Origin of the sequence: Cohnella sp. WQ 127256, from assembly GCF_024519285.1 — a bacterium.
Lineage (GTDB): Bacteria > Bacillota > Bacilli > Paenibacillales > Paenibacillaceae > Cohnella.
In genome coordinates this window covers 337450-353404 of the sequence record NZ_JAMZCY010000001.1, presented here as the reverse complement: position 1 = coordinate 353404, position 15955 = coordinate 337450, and the positions used below count along the sequence as shown (strand labels likewise).

Annotated in this window: 15 protein-coding genes; 1 reads left to right on the top strand and 14 read right to left on the bottom strand. The window is 45.5% G+C overall.

The features are described from left to right. Positions 1-12 precede the first annotated feature (12 nt). Positions 13-894, top strand: coding sequence for an SMP-30/gluconolactonase/LRE family protein (locus M1K58_RS01435; protein ID WP_256756885.1), 882 nt, complete (start codon positions 13-15; stop codon positions 892-894). A gap of 337 nt (positions 895-1231) precedes the next feature. Here M1K58_RS01435 and M1K58_RS01430 read toward each other — a convergent pair whose 3' ends face one another. The 14 genes from M1K58_RS01430 to M1K58_RS01365 all read right to left on the bottom strand — a co-directional run bounded on the left by M1K58_RS01430 (position 1232) and on the right by M1K58_RS01365 (position 15878). Continuing rightward, complete coding sequence (locus tag M1K58_RS01430) at positions 1232-2395, bottom strand: ABC transporter substrate-binding protein (RefSeq protein WP_256756884.1); 1164 nt, start codon at positions 2393-2395, stop codon at positions 1232-1234. 1 nt (position 2396) lies between these two features. Beyond that, on the bottom strand, positions 2397-3584 hold the full coding sequence (locus M1K58_RS01425; RefSeq protein WP_256756883.1) for a CaiB/BaiF CoA transferase family protein: 1188 nt from the start codon (positions 3582-3584) through the stop codon (positions 2397-2399). Between the two features lie 24 nt (positions 3585-3608). Next, complete coding sequence (locus tag M1K58_RS01420) at positions 3609-4580, bottom strand: aldose 1-epimerase (protein WP_256756882.1); 972 nt, start codon at positions 4578-4580, stop codon at positions 3609-3611. Between the two features lie 28 nt (positions 4581-4608). Then, positions 4609-5397 (bottom strand): enoyl-CoA hydratase/isomerase family protein, encoded by a 789-nt coding sequence (locus M1K58_RS01415; RefSeq protein ID WP_256756881.1) that lies wholly within the window; start codon positions 5395-5397, stop codon positions 4609-4611. 19 nt (positions 5398-5416) lie between these two features. Further along, positions 5417-6202 (bottom strand): SDR family NAD(P)-dependent oxidoreductase, encoded by a 786-nt coding sequence (locus M1K58_RS01410; protein ID WP_256756880.1) that lies wholly within the window; start codon positions 6200-6202, stop codon positions 5417-5419. 139 nt (positions 6203-6341) lie between these two features. Further along, positions 6342-7928, bottom strand: a complete 1587-nt coding sequence (locus M1K58_RS01405) for a response regulator (protein WP_256756879.1) — start codon at positions 7926-7928, stop codon at positions 6342-6344. Then, entirely contained in the window at positions 7921-9711 is a 1791-nt protein-coding gene (locus tag M1K58_RS01400) for a sensor histidine kinase (RefSeq protein ID WP_256756878.1), read from the bottom strand. The genes M1K58_RS01405 and M1K58_RS01400 overlap by 8 nt, the downstream gene beginning before the upstream one ends. 42 nt (positions 9712-9753) lie before the next feature. Then, positions 9754-10587 (bottom strand): carbohydrate ABC transporter permease, encoded by an 834-nt coding sequence (locus tag M1K58_RS01395; protein WP_256756877.1) that lies wholly within the window; start codon positions 10585-10587, stop codon positions 9754-9756. 11 nt (positions 10588-10598) lie between these two features. Further along, positions 10599-11474: a carbohydrate ABC transporter permease gene (locus M1K58_RS01390; protein WP_256756876.1), complete on the bottom strand. Its 876-nt coding sequence runs from the start codon at positions 11472-11474 to the stop codon at positions 10599-10601. Between the two features lie 114 nt (positions 11475-11588). Continuing rightward, a complete protein-coding gene (locus M1K58_RS01385; protein ID WP_256756875.1) occupies positions 11589-12890 on the bottom strand; it encodes an ABC transporter substrate-binding protein in 1302 nt (433 codons plus the stop codon). Positions 12891-13122: 232 nt separating this feature from the next. Further along, on the bottom strand, positions 13123-13791 hold the full coding sequence (locus tag M1K58_RS01380; protein ID WP_256756874.1) for a bifunctional 2-keto-4-hydroxyglutarate aldolase/2-keto-3-deoxy-6-phosphogluconate aldolase: 669 nt from the start codon (positions 13789-13791) through the stop codon (positions 13123-13125). Between the two features lie 35 nt (positions 13792-13826). Beyond that, on the bottom strand, positions 13827-14789 hold the full coding sequence (locus M1K58_RS01375; RefSeq protein WP_256756873.1) for a sugar kinase: 963 nt from the start codon (positions 14787-14789) through the stop codon (positions 13827-13829). A gap of 4 nt (positions 14790-14793) precedes the next feature. Beyond that, entirely contained in the window at positions 14794-15426 is a 633-nt protein-coding gene (locus M1K58_RS01370) for a GntR family transcriptional regulator (protein WP_256758194.1), read from the bottom strand. A gap of 200 nt (positions 15427-15626) precedes the next feature. Then, positions 15627-15878 carry a hypothetical protein gene (locus M1K58_RS01365; protein WP_256756872.1) on the bottom strand — a complete coding sequence of 84 codons (252 nt, stop codon included), beginning with the start codon at positions 15876-15878 and terminating at the stop codon, positions 15627-15629. Between the last annotated feature and the right edge of the window lie 77 nt (positions 15879-15955).

Sequence of the window (15955 nt, the reverse complement as noted above, 5' to 3'; positions counted from 1 at the left end):
GGAGAGCTTCCGTTGACAAATCGGTTAGAAGTCGTTGGCGATGTCAAATCGCTGCTTGGTGAAGGCCCCTTGTGGCTACCCGATCGTAAGCAAATCGTTTGGGTTGATATTGAGGCTATGCTAGTTAACTTTCATACTCCTGAGTCTGGAGATCATCAGGTTATTCCTATCGGACAGCGCATTGGTGCAATTGTACCTGCAGAAGATGGAAGAATGGTGTGTGCTCTTGAGCATGGCTTTTACTATCTGGATCTACAGAACCAAAATCTCGAACTGATCATAGACCCTGAATCGGATCTTCAAGACAATCGATTCAATGACGGCAAGTGCGATTCATCTGGACGGTTCTGGGCGGGAACGATGCCCAAGCGTGGCAGTGTTCCGGCAGGGTCGCTTTACCGTCTGGACGGAGATGGCACCGTAATTCAACAGCTCACGGAAATCGGTTGCTCCAATGGGATTAGCTGGAGTCTGGATGACACCGTTATGTACTATATAGATACAGCCACACGGAGAATTGATCGCTTTAATTACGACTCTGTGACCGGAAGGATCAGCAACCGACAACCCGCTGTTAGGATTCCACAAGAACAGGGCTATCCGGATGGTATGACAATAGATGTGGAAGGCATGCTGTGGGTTGCCCATTGGGGCGGCAATTGCATTAGCCGTTGGAACCCTCTGACCGGTGAATGTCTGGAGCAGGTTGAATTGCCGGTATCGCAAGTGACCTCTTGCTGCTTCGGTGGTGAGCATCTAGATGAGCTCTATATTACATCAGCACGAGTGGGGCTAAGTGAGGAACAGCTTCAGATGGAGCCTCTTGCGGGGAGCTTGTTCAAATATATCCCTGGCGTAAAAGGGTTGCCTGCGCAGGTGTTTAAGTCCGTGTAGTATCTGTCTCTTTCTAGGACGACAAAAATCAAAGATTTGGCTGAATTTGCTTATCATGCAAGTGCCACCTGGCGGTCGTATACTAGTTCCCACCTATGGCTCCGTAGGTCCGATGACAATGTTCTCCTAGAAGGAACATATCTTACCCATCGATATTCATGGCCGATCGATAGACGAAATTTCTCAGCAGCATTAAGTTTACTTTAGTACATAGAAATTGCTCCCCTATCGGTAGCGGGTTTTATTATTTCACCTGTCTACTGTTTGGGGAGCATATCAAAATTTTTCGCATTAGCTTTAGGGATAGCCCCTTATTCCTTATACAAATCGATAAAACTTATTCTTTATGTAGAAGGTTAAGGTACAAATGGTTTAATTCCTTAACGATAGTGGAAACGGACTCCGTTCGCTTCACCAATGAACGACTAAGTGCTTCATGTAGCACAACTCCAGCTTGTTCTTGATAGGAAGGAAAGGTATGGTTTCTAGGTCTCATGTAGCTATGCTCAAGCGTACATCTTGTCGCCTCGAAAAAATCACCGCAATCTTCGTTCACTTTCGTATCCGTCCATGCCGACGCATGTCCGGGTTGTCCACCGGCTTCGTAATAAATCGTGCTCTGAACGTGAGAACTGGCGGCGAACATCGTAAACTCGACGGCTTGGAGAACATACTTCGACAGCGCCGAAACCGCCATTCCTACACCTCCAAGCAGTGCATTCTCAGCCTTGCCCTTCGTTGAAGGAACGTCGGCAAACCGCAAGCGATTGCCGGCATATGATTTGCGAGCGTAGTTGGTATATCCAAAGGCAAGTGGCACATAGACGATCTCATCAGAAGATGACATCAAGTCGTACATCTGGATGGGATTTGAGGCCAGTGAAGATTCATGGAGCATGGGGAGAAGATCAAGCATGATCTCCAATGCAGCTTCCCCGACCTCCTGTGGAATCCCTTCAGCTTCATTGAAAAATGTCTTTCCCCCGATATTCGCGCATAACGACAAGAAGCTGCACATCGCATCCGTCGGACAGAGAGGCCAGCCGATTCGACGGTTATGCGGAAGGGATAAAGCCCATTCATGAACTTCCCCCCAATTCGTGGGCAGCTTACGCTCCGCCAACAAATCCGGTCGATAAGAAGCTACCTGCGCCGCGGCATCCACCGCAAGCGCCCATTGGTGACCGCCCCAATTGTAGCTCATATGGCTTGGTCCAACGCTGTTCGCCTGCTGATCTGCCAAAAACTCGGTCGGCATCCATTCGTCAAGCGGAATCAAGACGCCTTGCGAGGAGCTAATCCCGACATGGGGATGATCAATCAATAGGATGTCGTATTCCTTGGCAAGTAAATCTACCGGGTAGTCTCCAAAATCTTTTAAAGATCGACGATCCCAAGTCAAATTCACATTTGGATTCCGCTCATGAAACTTCTCGGAGGCTAGAAGAAGCGGAGCGTATCCGCGCTCATGATTCCACGTCATGCCCCTCAAGTTAATCATCTTAGATGACCCCATTTCGCTTCATCTCGGAAATCAGATCGCCACCATACCCTAGCTCCTTCAAGATTTCCTCGTTGTGCTCTCCGACGAGTGGAGGATGGCGAAGAATTTCTCCAGGCGTTTCGCTGAACTTAACCGGAATATTGACCGTTTTCACTTCACCTGCGGTGGGGTGCTCATATGTTGTAAAAGCTTGAAGGTGAACGGCTTGTGGATCCTGTTCAACCTCGAGATGGTTTTTCACCTCGGATACCCACATATCCCGCTCCAGCATTTTCTCCACCCAATAAGCAGTCGATTGTTTGACAACGCTCGCCTGAATTCGGAAAAACACTTCATCCCTCTTATCGTACAACGTATCGGGATTGTCGTAGTCGTTCAACCCTTCGTCACCTAGCACTTCTGCTAGTACCGGAATCGGATTCACTGAAATGCACATATAGCCGTCAGAAGTCTGGTAGATGCCGAAAGGAGCTGACTGTCCGGGATGGGCGATACCCGACATCGGACGATCGAATAGCTTGCCGGAATTAAGTGTGACTGCAAATTCCTGAAGCTGATGGGTAATCAGACATTGGAACAGATTGATTTCGATTTTCTGGCCTTTGCCAGACCGCTCTCTGTAATAGAGGGCAGAAAGTAATCCATATACGATGTTATAAGCGCCTAATTGGTCAGCTATGCCCGTACCTAGCGGTGTTGGATCTGCATCCTTGCGTCCGGTTAGCGTTGTCAAGCCGCTAAGCGCTTGAATCATTAAATCTTGACCAGGTCTGTCAACGTAAGGGCCATCCTGTCCGTAGCCGGTGCTTGAGCAGTAAATGATTCGAGGGTTGATTTTTTTGAAATCCTCGAATCCGAAGCCGAGCTTATCCATCACTCCCGGACGGAAGTTCTCAATGACAAAGTCACATTCCGCGACCAATTTATAAATAATTTCTTTGGCTTCTTGGGATTTCAGGTTTAGCGCCAACGAACGTTTATTTCGATTAAAGGCTAGAAAACAGGGTGATTCCGTCCCACCCACCCAATATTTCAAAAACGACCATTGACGATAGCTGTCACCGCTATCTTTGCGTTCCACTTTAATCACATCTGCTCCCAAATCGCCTAGCATTTGCGTTGCGAATGGTCCCTGCAACAAATGTGTGAAGTCCAGGACTTTAATGCCTTCTAATGCTTTCTCCATGATGCTTCATCCTCTCTTCGACGTTCATCTAGTCATCTGTTCCACTTGCCACGCCCACTCCATCCTACGCCTTTCCCCAGCTTTCAGTCCTACAGCCCCTGTCAGCTCAGAAGATAAGGGTGAATTATAGGCATCCGAGATACTGCTCCAAGGTTCGAGCGATAGAGCATTCGCCCACTTCGGCTTAAACACCACAAGATAAGGAAAGCCCTTATCGAACTCAAAATGAACAACAATATCCTCTTCTTGACGGACAATCTGGCAGTAATGGTGGGTACCGTCCATTCGAAATACAAAATGGTCACAGTCAGCAGGGAGTCGGTCCAAGGACAAGCCAGCTCTCATCTTCTCGCATAAATCTGTAGGCATTGGAGACCGACGGAAGATTCCATCCGCATCTGCAATGTATTGCGAGCCTACTGACGCACTCAGCTCGATATCTTTCAATTTCCCAGGGAAAGAAAAATAGGGATGTAAACCAAAAGCGTATGGGACTTCTTCGTCACCTTTATTAATCACTTCCAATGCCCCGGAAATCCGGTTTCCGCTTAATCGCCATGTCATTCTAAGCACGACGTCATGGGGATAGTACGCTTGCTCGGCATCCGTCCGTTCAAACCTTAATTCGGCGATAACGGCTGCGTATTCTTCGCTCGTTTCAAGCGATATAACTTGCCAAGGTCTCATGCGAATTTCACCATGAAGGTGATTTAACCCCTCATGAACAGGATACGTATAAGCTTTACCCTGGTAAGTGAACCTCCCCCCAGCAATTCGTCCGGGTGGCCAGAGCAAGGGAACACCAAATTCGGAAGAGCGCGATGCAAGCGTCGGTATGTCGGGCGGTCCTTCGATGGTTTCGTGCCCTTCTAGTCGGCAACGAATCAGATTAAACCCGATAGAAGGTAGGATAACGGCACGTGAGTCCCGTTCCCGGTCCTCTAGCACAACCACCCGATGCTCGCCGTGGTTTTCCTCAAAGGCATGAAATCTCATGTTTGTTTGTATCCCCTCAATCGAAAGCTTATTTTCCGACAAAAACAGGTGGACGTTTCTCGACGAAAGCGGCTATTCCCTCTTGAGCATCCGTACTATAGAAAAGATTCGCCAGGTAAGCCCTATCGTAAGCTTGCGCGGTTTCCAAGCTTGCATCGCGTCCTTCGTTAACTAGCTTTTTTAATCCCTGTACGGCTAGCGGCGCTTTCTCAGCGATCGTCTGCGCCAGAGCTGTCGCAACCTCAAGCAGCTGATCCGGCGATGTGACCTGATTAATGATCCGTAAATCCAAACCCTCCTGCGCAGTTAGGAATCTCCCTGTCATCAGCATTTCCTTGGCCGCATAGGGTCCAACGGCACGTAATGCTTTCTGAACACCGCCACCTCCAGGAACGAGACCCAGATTAACTTCTGGCAGACCGAATTTCGCTTTTTCAGACGCCACGACCATATCGCAAGCCAACACAATTTCGAACCCGCCTCCGAGCGCATATCCGTTGACAGCTGCTATAACAGGCTTCGGACATTCCTCGATGGCACGATACATCTCGCGCCCCTTATTCTGGAAGGAGAAGAATGCCCCTAAATCGAAACCGCTGTATTCTTCAATATCCGCACCTGCCATGAATGCTTTACCGGAACCCGTCAATATAACCACGCGTACGTCTGACCGATCATGAATTCGACGGAAGCAATCCGTAAGCTCAGCCATCATAGCGCTGTTCATCGCATTTAGCTTCGCTTCACGAAGAAGGGTCAACGTCATAACCCATCCGTTCTGCTCCACCTTCAAATAGACATAATTCTGATTGTTCATATCCAACCGCCCTTTGGTTTTATTCGCCCTGAACCGACTGTCCGCCATCAGCCACGAACGTTTGCCCCGTGATGAAAGACGACGCATCACTACACAAATAGAGGACAAGGTCAGCGATTTCACTTGGTTGTCCGAATCTTCCGATCGGATGAGCATTGTTCCAGGTCTGGATCAGCGCTTCGGGATCTTCAGCTTCGTCGAAGATTTTCTCGTTCATCGGTGTCATGATCGTTCCCGGTGCTACGGCATTAATTCGAATACCTTGTTTGGCATATTGGACCGCAGCTTGCCTTGTCACCGCGAGAATGCCACCTTTGGACGCGCTATAAGCAGCCCATCCCATAAACCCATTAATCGCCTGGGTAGAAGAACAATTCACAATAACTCCCTTACCTTGTTGCTGCATATAGGGAATCGCATATTTACAGCCGCGGTATACGCCGCCAAGATTAATGTTCAGCACCTTCTGCCAGTCTGACTCGCTCGTCTCTACGAGCTCTCCCGCAATCGCTATACCGGCATTATTATAAACAATGTCAAGCCTACCTTTTAGCGAATAAGCTTGCTCCATAAGACTCTTCATCTGCATGTCACTGCCAACATCGGTCGGGATAAAGTGAACATCCCAGCCTTCTCCACGTAGCTCACTCTCTAGCAATCGACCTTGGACCTCATCAAGATCCGCAATAATCGTCGTCGCGCCGGCTTCGGCGAATTTACGTACAACTGCGCCGCCTATGCCCATTGAGCCCCCGGTTACCACAGCAACCTGTCCTTTAAAATTAAAAATCACGTTAGACGTCAATCGAGAACCCCCTCTATCAGGTATCGCTTCGTGTCCTTAAACAAATAAGTTTAAGAGATGTCGATACTATAATCGTACAGGGTTCCCGATGCTCGCGTAACGGGACGGATTTTACTTTTCTTCTATTCTTTTGGGATGTTTATAAGCTGCGATGGTCAGCTGGCGTTAAACCTGTCAGATCCTTGAATATTTTATTGAAATATTTCACATCGGTATAGCCAACCGCTTCGCTCACTTCGTATACCTTCATATGAGTCGTTTTGAGTAAATGCTGGGCTTTGGCGATGCGAAGCTTCATTAAATACTTAGTAAAAATCTCTCCTACCTCTTCCTTGAACAATCGACTAAGATAGGAAGAATTGACGAAAAACTTATCCGCCAGCTTTTGCAGGGAAACTTCCTCCATATAATGCACATCTAAATCATGAAGCACATCCACGATCAGCTTACTTTTTCGATGCTTTTTATTTTTACCTGCTTCCAACGTAACTGAAATATACCGGGCGGTTATATACTCCTGAATTTCATGCAATGTATCAAAAGCATTCACCTTGCTTAGGCATTCCTCGAAGGAAATACAGGCTTGGGCATCTCTCTCGTGCTCACGGTTCTCCCATAGGATTCGAACCAGCGCTTGCATAATTTCGTCCATGTCTCCTGCTAATAGCTGGTTGCGCCGAATTTCATCGAATAAGCCCGATAGAAAGGAGACGATTTCGCCCTCATTGCCCGAAGCTACGCAGTTGAATACCCTCTGTTGCATTTCCCTGTTAAATAGCTTCCCCTTGTCCTCCAGAGTTAAATTTTCAAAAAAAGTCGCCCGATCATTCCCAATATACATTTTCATCTTTAATGAATTGAGTGCTTCTGTATAAGCCTGGAACACTTCGAACTTTGAGTCATGTTTTCCACTGACCCCTACCGATACCGTCACCTTAATAAATCTTTTGACGCTATCACGTATACGTTCCAGCATGTATTCCATCTTAGAAGATTCGGACATCGACTCGCACCATACCACGATTCTTTCATCAATCTCAAATAGATAATACTGCAGACCAGTCTCCTTAACGTACTCTTCCACAATATTATGAATGCCGTAATGAAAAAGCTCCAAATCCCGGCGGCTGAAACGCTCAAGCAATATGTAAAGCTGATCGACCTCCAGCAAAAAAACAACATATCGTTCCGCCTTCCATTCGATATCCAGCTCCTTACATTGCTTCTTAATGAAATCCTCATCGATTTCCCTACCGGAAAACCAATTCATTAACAATTGCTCCCTCATGACATGCCTGCTTTGATTCCATTTGGACTCTTCCATGACACGCCTGTGCCGCTCTGCCTGATGTTCATTCTTTTGGCTAGCTAGCTTGAGAAATAATTGAAGCATCTCGTCATCGTTAACTGGCTTCAACATGTAGTCGTGGGCACCCAATCGCATCGCGGTACGAATATATTCGAAATCGTCATAGCCCGTCAGCATCACCTTAGTCGTACTGGGATGCGTTTCATTAATTTGAGCTAACAACTCTAACCCATTCATAATAGGCATGCGGATATCAGAAAGTAGGAAATCTACTTTCTCCGTTTGCAGAATGTGTAAAGCATCCTCTCCATTATCCGCCTCAAAAATTCGCGTAATCCCGCAAAGTCTCCAATAATCGGCGTTCACAAGTACTTCGCGCGTCCAGCTTTCATCTTCAGTAATAAGTAAACTATACATGAGTACCTCCGGAAGGTTTCGGCAAGGTGACTTCCAATGTTGTTCCTTGACCGGGTTGACTGTAAATTTGCAAACCGTAATTGTCCCCATAATAATGCTTGATTCGGTTGTTGACGTTACTTAAAGCGAATATTTCGGCAGATGTTTGAGCTCGTGACTTTAAGTGCTCTCGGACTTCCTCTAAGCGTTCTGGTGACATACCTAGCCCATCATCGCTGATGACAAATACAACGTCGGTACTCATTCGATATCCGGTGACCATGATCGATCCTTTGTCCTTTTTCATTTCTATGCCATGTATAATCGCATTCTCCACCAGAGGCTGAAGCAGCAGCTTGAGAACCGGCATCTCCATCAACTCGTCTTCTACATCGATGGTAACGTCGAATTTATCACGGTATCTGATCTTTTGAATGAGAAGATAATACTGGATATGCTCCAGCATTTCCTTTACCGTGATCCAATCATCGCCCTTTAGGCTATGTCGGAAAAAGTGCGATAACGCGTACGTCATCTCCGTCACTTCCCGAACCCCATGAATCTTGGCGATTGAATAAATCGAATTGAGTGTATTGTAGAGGAAATGAGGATTGATTTTCGACTGCATAAGCTTGAGCTCGAATTCCTGCTTCATAAGCTTCTCTTCATATAGATTTTTGACGAGCTGCTGTAAGTTCTGGATCATCGTATTGAAACCCGCGAACAGAATACCAAATTCGTCTTTACGTTTTTCTTGAATCTGGTAGTCGAAATCCTCCTTGCCAACGAATTGCTTCATCGCACTGAGTAGCCGAAACATCGGATTATATATGCTTTTCATGAAAAGAAACGACAAGACCAACGTAGCCGCGATAGCGATAGCTGCGACAGCCAGAATATCATTACGCAAATGAACAATCTCTTTGTTCCAATCCTCTCGAGGGATGAAAGCAAAGTATTTGAAGCCAGTGCTTGCCGACGTATTAAAAACGACGAATAGCTCCTTCCCCCCCACCTTCTGGGAGAAGCTACCTTCCTTCTTCTCACTAATCAGCTTTGTATGGTTAAAAAAATCGGGAACATCTCCGAATCGAACCGGAAAAGGTGTATCACTGTCTCCCGAGGTTTCTACTAAGCTTCTTCCTTCCCCGGTCAATACCAGCGTCTTAATTCCGTTATTTTTTGTATTCAAATTGTTGATGTAATGAGCGATCGTATTTTCACTCACTTGCACAAACAGAATGTTACTGTTGTCTGTTGGGTCAAGGAGAATCGGAAAAGTGATATAGTTCGCTTCCCTCGTCATGTAGGTGAACCCCGCTCCATTTTCCAAAAACCAATGAGGAGCTGCTGCCTGTTCAGCCACTAAATTCTCGACGTGCAGAACCTCGTTGTTGGGATAGAAATACATGGTTTTCTCCGAGGTGAGTAGCATGCGGTTGCGACTGTTATATAAGCTGATTGAATAGATATTGTGTCCTGCGATCTGCATCGAGTTGATTTCGCTCATCATCTGGTTGATTTTCGACAGATCGCTATAATTGGACAAATCGATCTCTCTCTGCAGAAACTCTCTATAGGAGAAATTAATGAGAAACGGAGTCACGGTATACCGCGACTCCTTGAGTACTGATTCGATGCTCTCTTCTAGCATTAGCAAAGTGGTAGAGACCGAATCACTAACTTTATCTTCAATGATCGTCGTAGATCTCTCGTAAGTGAAGAAAGAAACGACGACTAAGGGCAAGCAAATTAAAATGAGAAAATAACAAATTAGCTTGAAACGCAAACTGTGTATGTTCATGTGGTGTTTGGGCTCTCCTTTGTTCGCGTCCTCACTGTGTATTTAACCTTTTGTAGCCCCTTCTGTCAATCCAGATATCAATTGCTTTTGAATGACCATAAACAGGATGAATACCGGGATCGAGATGATGATAGAAGCGGCCATCATTGTTCCCCAATTCGTTTCGTATTGTCCTTTGAAATCCATAATACCTATCGGTAGCGTTCTTTTTAATGGATCTGTAATAAACACCAACGAGAATAGAAATTCCTGCCATGTCATCAAGAAGACATAAGCGGCCGTTGCCCCTATTCCGGGTCTGAGTAGTGGAACGACGACTTTCATAAATGCCTGTAGCTTCGTCGCACCTTCCATCATAGCGGATTCTTCCATATCAAACGGGATATTAATCATAAAGCTACGTAACAGCCAAACGGCTACCGGAACAGTAAAGGCCATATAAGCCAGAATCAGACCAGGAAATGAGTTCAACAGTCCCAATGCGCTTACGATCTTGTATAAAGGAATCACGATTGCGCTCATGCAGAACATCTGGCTCACCAGAATGACATTCAGGAAAAACTTTCTGCCTGGGAATTCTAACCGAGTAAAGCTATACGCGGCAAGAACTGAAACGATAATGACCAGAATACAGGTGACCACGGAAACGAACAGACTGTTCATAAAATAGTGAATAAACTGTTTATGCTCCCATGCAGCCGTGAAATTGGAAAACGTAATATTTTTCGGAATCCAGGCTGGTGGAAAGGTGAACAATTGGTCCGCAGATTTCAGGGATGTCGACAGCATTTGCATAAACGGAAACAAGGAGAAAAACATCAGCAATCCGATTCCGCCTGCGAATATAATCCGTGTCCCTAAACGTTTAATCATCATAGCATTACCCCTCAATTTCTTTCATTCTTATGCATTTGCCGGATGAGAAAAAGACTAATCAAGAAAATAAAGATAAAGCTAAATACGGAAACCCGTGAAGCCTCACCGAAATTGAAGTGGCCGAAGCTTAACTCATAAATGTAAGTTGGAGCGATATGCGTTGAACGTATAGGTCCGCCGCCTGTGAGAATATAAATCATCTCAAAGTAATTAAATGTCCAGATCGATACGAGCATAATGACTGTTTTCAACACACCAGATATGGACGGCAGCGTGATGTGTATGAACTGTCTCAAGCCATCGGCTCCATCAATTTTTGCGGCTTCATATTGATCATGCGGAACGCTTTGTAGTGCGGCAAGTAGCATGAGCATAGCAAACGGGAAGCCTTTCCATATTGCAGCTAAGATGACAGAGAACATCGCGAGCCCAGGAGTACCCAGCCAATCCGTCGCATGTTGCCCGAAGCCTAGCTTGGCGATTAAGGAATTGAGAAATCCAAATTGCGAGTCGTAAACCAATCTCCATGTCAATGCAGCGATTACGCCTGGCAATACCCATGGCAGCAATACCATTGCGCGAACGAGCCACCTGAACCGGAACTTGCGATTTAGAAGGAGCGCAGCAACGAGACCAATGACAACCTGGAAGAAAGCTACGCACACGGTCCATACAGTTGAGTGCATAAACACCTTCAAGAGCTCTCCGTCTTTCCATGAATCAACGTATCCAGCCAATCCGATCCACTTCGGTGCCCCGTGGGATAGGTCCGTATCTTGAAGAGAAATTTGTACCGTATACACTAAGGGGATAAACAAAAGTACAATAAGCAGTAAAATCGATGGTCCAATTAGCATATAACCTAAAAACGTCGAGCGTGTTCTCATGTCTTCACTCCCGTTATTTCCGTCCTTGTAAGAAAAAAAGGCGCTGCGCAAGATGAATGTCGAATCCGTCGCAGCGCCTTCTATGTGTAACTATGGTTTGATGATGATTCGTTGTTATTTGTTCAGAAGCTTATTGATTTTGTCAGCGGCTTCTTGCAAAGCGTCTTTAGCGTTCATATTTCCGGTCATTACCTTTTGTGTAGCTTGGAGCTGCAGATCCGCAATCTCAGGATAATTAGCAACATTTGGGCGATAAGTCGCTGTTGTCAGTTGTTGATAAATAACGTCTGGATATTGGCGAGTTAGCTCTAAGTATTCTTTCGCCGCTTTCTTGTTCGCCGGCGTCAGCATCGTAATTGTTTTTTGATTTTCGTAATTCGTGGAATATTGAATGAATTCCCAAGCTAAGTCTTTTTTGCTGGAGTTAGAGTTGATTGCTAGATTAAATCCTCCGAAGGTACCAATCGATTCGCCACCCTCCGGCTTAGGTAAATTCGCGACTCCGTAGTTCATGCTAGGGGCCCTTGTCTTGATCGTATCTTGTCCCCATTCCCCATACATCGTCATGGCAGTCTGTCCGCTAGTGAACAATGTCATGGCGTCTTCTTCATTCTTGCCGACGCTGCCTGGAGGACTGAACTCGCTCATCCCTGCCCAGAATTCCAATGCTTTAACTCCCGCGTCTTCATTAATAAGGATTTTCTTGCCGGATTCGTCTAGTAATTTCCCACCACCTGCAACTGTGAATGCGTCGACTAGACATTGCACCGATTCGCTGCTGCCTGCCCAGTTGGAAGTACCGAACTTGCCGTCTTTGGTTAGCTGTTGAGCGTATTGATTAAACTCATCCCATGTCACCGGAGGTTTCTCAGGATCAAGACCGGCAGCCTTGAACATATCCTTGTTGTAGTATAGAACGCCCCATACTCCAACATCGAATGGAATCGCATACACGTTATTCTTGAAGGAGCCCGCTCCCCATGCCCCAGCGAAATAATCTTCGGCTTTGACTTCTGACTTGCCCATATAATCGTCTAGAGGAACAATGTACTTCGCAGCCGCATACTGTGCGATCCATACTTGATCAAGCAATAGAACATCTGGTCCTTCTCCTCCTGCCACTGCGGGTAGAAGCTTGCTTTTCAACTGATCATAAGGAAAGGAAGTGATTTGAACCTCGGTGTTGAATTTTTCCTCGAAAGATTTAGCCGCGTTCTCTTGTGCCTCTTGAATATTGGTATCCGCTTGTTGAAGCGTCCAAATGACCAAGCTCTGCTTCTTACCTCCCGATACGCTCGATGTTGCTGTAGACTGGCTACCGGAAGCTTCTGAGTTATTACCTTTGTTTGTTCCACATCCCGCTAACAACACCAGAATCATACAAGACACAAGTGCCAACTGCCCGATTCTTTTCAATTCAATGTCCCCTTTGACTTATAGTTTTTACCTAACCCCAGTATAGAGAGGTCCTCAGATGTTAGACATCCCTCCCATATTACTTTTGTTCTATTATTTTTACCTCTATGGACAAAATAGAGATCAGAGCTTAGGTTATCACAACAAAATCAAAAACAAGACCACAAATTCATCATTCATGGTCTTGTTTCGTATTTTCGATATAGGGTATGGCTTTCCTTAAATAAATCGTTTACCGACGAACGCTATCTTTAGCAGCTTTGAATGCTTCTACATACTGGGAGGCACGTTTAGCTATTAAGCTGTAATCCCCTTTTTTCAGCGCTTCAGCCGTGAGATCAGAGCCGATTCCAACCGCAACAGCCCCAGATGAGATCCATTCCCCCAAGTTATCAAGTGTCACTCCACCTGTTGGCATAATATTCGCTTGAGGCATTGGGCCTTTAATCGCTTTAATCATGGAAGGGGAGCTGCTTGGGAACAGCTTAACAATATCGACGCCAAGCTCCAGAGCCTCTTGTATTTCTTTGATCGTCATCACTCCTGGCATAACGGGTATCCGATAACGGTTACAGAGGGCAATGGTCGCCGGATTAAGAGACGGTCCAACTACGAATTCCGAACCACTTAGAATAGCGGAACGAGCTGTTTCTGGATCTAACACTGTTCCTACACCAATGATGGCGAACTTACTAGATTCCTCCGCTGAACTGGAATATTTCGCGGCTAGCTTTTCAATCGCTGCTAATGCTGAAGGAACTGTCATGGTCACCTCAATGACTTTGATTCCACCCGCAATCGCCTGCTCAGCCATTTCAACGACTTCATTCGCGTCTTTCCCGCGTAGCACTGCTACAACACCTTGTTCGACAATACGTTCAATTAATTTTAGCTTTTTCATGATATCCTCGTTTTCTGTGTGATTCACACTTAGATTTATCTCTCGACATGCATCTGATTGCTTAATATAGCGTTCACTTCATCCCAAGTCGGAAGCCCTTCCCAATCGCCCTCCATCTGGATAACTAGGGAGCCGATCAAGTTGCCTAACCGGACAGCTTCGGGAAGCGAATATCCACGAAGAAGTCCTGAAATAAAACCGGAACAAAAACCGTCCCCGGCACCTATCGGGTCTACTACTTGACGGACTTTAAAATACGGAACTGCCGTGACTTGTTTATTGTCGTCGATAAGATAAGTCTCATTATTTCCGCCTTTGACTATCGAGATTGCGGATAATCGGCGCAGGCGATCTACAATCGTATCGATATCATCCGTTTCGTATAATAGCTTCAATTCGTCAAGCCCAGGTAAAAAGTAATCTACTTCTTCCGCCAGTTGAAGCAGAACGCTTCTTGCTTCTTCTAGCTTCCATAGCTTAAGCCGCAAATTGGGATCGAAGCATACTTTGACTCCGTTTGCTTTGGCAATTCTAATGGCTTCGAATAGCGTATCGCGGCAGCTTTCACTTAGTGCAGGAGTGATACCGGTGATATGTAGAATCTTAGCTTGAGCAATATAACTAACATCAATATGATCTGGCTGCATATCACTTGCCGCCGAATGCTTCCGATAGTAATAAACGGAAGTCTTGCCAGATAGCTCTTCGCGCAGCATGAGACCGGTCGGCGCCTTTTCGCTGAACTGCACCCTTGAGACATCTACGCCTTCACCACGAATTTTCTTATAAATCATACGACCTAAAGGGTCTTTCCCAAGGATACCAAACCATCCCGCACTATGGCCCAGCCTTGAAAGCCCGATTGCAACGTTGCTTTCGGCCCCTCCAAACGATTTGTCCATCGTGTCACTGTATTCTATGCCCTTTGATGAGCCGCTCATAAACAATGCCATTGTTTCTCCGAACGTTACGACTTCCGGGTTGGATTGTTGCCCCATACTATTACCCCCAAATGCTGATCTTTTTCTTATTCTTATTCATTCGCCACCATACTTCTCTCAGGTGTTGGATAAATAGTCTTTCGATTTCCTCCTCATTTCCACTTTGCAGAGCTTCAATGAGGGGAAGGTGACCTGCGGCGATCGAGTTCAAGTCGGAAAAATAAATTTTATTCGTAATGGACAGAAACCGTTTGATTTTAATGTGGATTTGGTCCCATATTTGTAGGATCGTCTTATTACCTGACTTGATGAAGAAAAATCTGTGAAATTCCATATCCAGATCAATGAGCTGGAACTGATCGTCATTTTCAGCAGCCTGCAACATACTCTCGTAAATTCCCTTAAGATGGGCAAAGTCGGATTGTTGTAGATCTGGAATCGATTTCTTGACGGCATCCCATTCAATAAGCTCCCGCAAAATATAGATTTCTTCGATCTCTTCTTGCTTAATTTCGGATACGAATGAACCTTTATTGTGTTTACTAATCAACAGCCCTTCTTGCTTTAACCGTTCCATCGCTTCTCTCACTGGTGCCTGACTGACATTCAGGGAAGTGGCGATTTCCAGTACCAGCAAGCGAAAACCAGGATTAAATTCTCCTTGCACGATTGACTCTCTAAGCGCTAAGTAAATCTGCTCGCTGAGCGAGTCCCCTCGTTCGTCCAGACGATATTGAATGGATATTCCTCCTCGTTTAATTATCGATAATCTTATCGATAATTTAATTGATAGAGAGAATTATAACAAGGGTGTACTGCACCGTCAACTCGTCACAATCCTCTTCTCTATCGGATTCTGCTTTGCTATGCTGTTCAGTTGATTAGATATTATTATTAATGTGTATACAGCCTATCCTCTGATTCTGTAACTAGTCGATCCCTGATTTCTTCTAAGCATTTAATTGCTTCAAGCCTAAATTCATCCGACTGAGGTATACAATGTTTCACGTACTCGATACCATCGAAAGCCATGTCCTGGAAAAACCATTCTTCTAGGCCTTGTCCATTTGCCGTTTGCTGTCTTACTATTTTAAGAAGACCTTTCACATCATCATATAAATTCTCAAAATAAATGTTTGTATTCATACATCCTCCCAATCTGGAGTTCAACGATACATAAACTCCTTCAACCCATTTTCATTTGTTGATTCGTTATACCTTTT

What these genes read in the sequence shown, in the direction of transcription:
- M1K58_RS01430 (WP_256756884.1), bottom strand. Translation starts at nt 2,395, where the DNA reads ATGATTAACTTGAGGGGCATGACGTGGAATCATGAGCGCGGATACGCT.
- M1K58_RS01425 (WP_256756883.1), bottom strand. Translation starts at nt 3,584, where the DNA reads ATGGAGAAAGCATTAGAAGGCATTAAAGTCCTGGACTTCACACATTTG.
- M1K58_RS01420 (WP_256756882.1), bottom strand. Translation starts at nt 4,580, where the DNA reads ATGAGATTTCATGCCTTTGAGGAAAACCACGGCGAGCATCGGGTGGTT.
- M1K58_RS01415 (WP_256756881.1), bottom strand. Translation starts at nt 5,397, where the DNA reads ATGAACAATCAGAATTATGTCTATTTGAAGGTGGAGCAGAACGGATGG.
- M1K58_RS01405 (WP_256756879.1), bottom strand. Translation starts at nt 7,928, where the DNA reads ATGTATAGTTTACTTATTACTGAAGATGAAAGCTGGACGCGCGAAGTA.
- M1K58_RS01400 (WP_256756878.1), bottom strand. Translation starts at nt 9,711, where the DNA reads ATGAACATACACAGTTTGCGTTTCAAGCTAATTTGTTATTTTCTCATT.
- M1K58_RS01395 (WP_256756877.1), bottom strand. Translation starts at nt 10,587, where the DNA reads ATGATGATTAAACGTTTAGGGACACGGATTATATTCGCAGGCGGAATC.
- M1K58_RS01390 (WP_256756876.1), bottom strand. Translation starts at nt 11,474, where the DNA reads ATGAGAACACGCTCGACGTTTTTAGGTTATATGCTAATTGGACCATCG.
- M1K58_RS01380 (WP_256756874.1), bottom strand. Translation starts at nt 13,791, where the DNA reads ATGAAAAAGCTAAAATTAATTGAACGTATTGTCGAACAAGGTGTTGTA.
- M1K58_RS01375 (WP_256756873.1), bottom strand. Translation starts at nt 14,789, where the DNA reads ATGGGGCAACAATCCAACCCGGAAGTCGTAACGTTCGGAGAAACAATG.
- M1K58_RS01365 (WP_256756872.1), bottom strand. Translation starts at nt 15,878, where the DNA reads ATGAATACAAACATTTATTTTGAGAATTTATATGATGATGTGAAAGGT.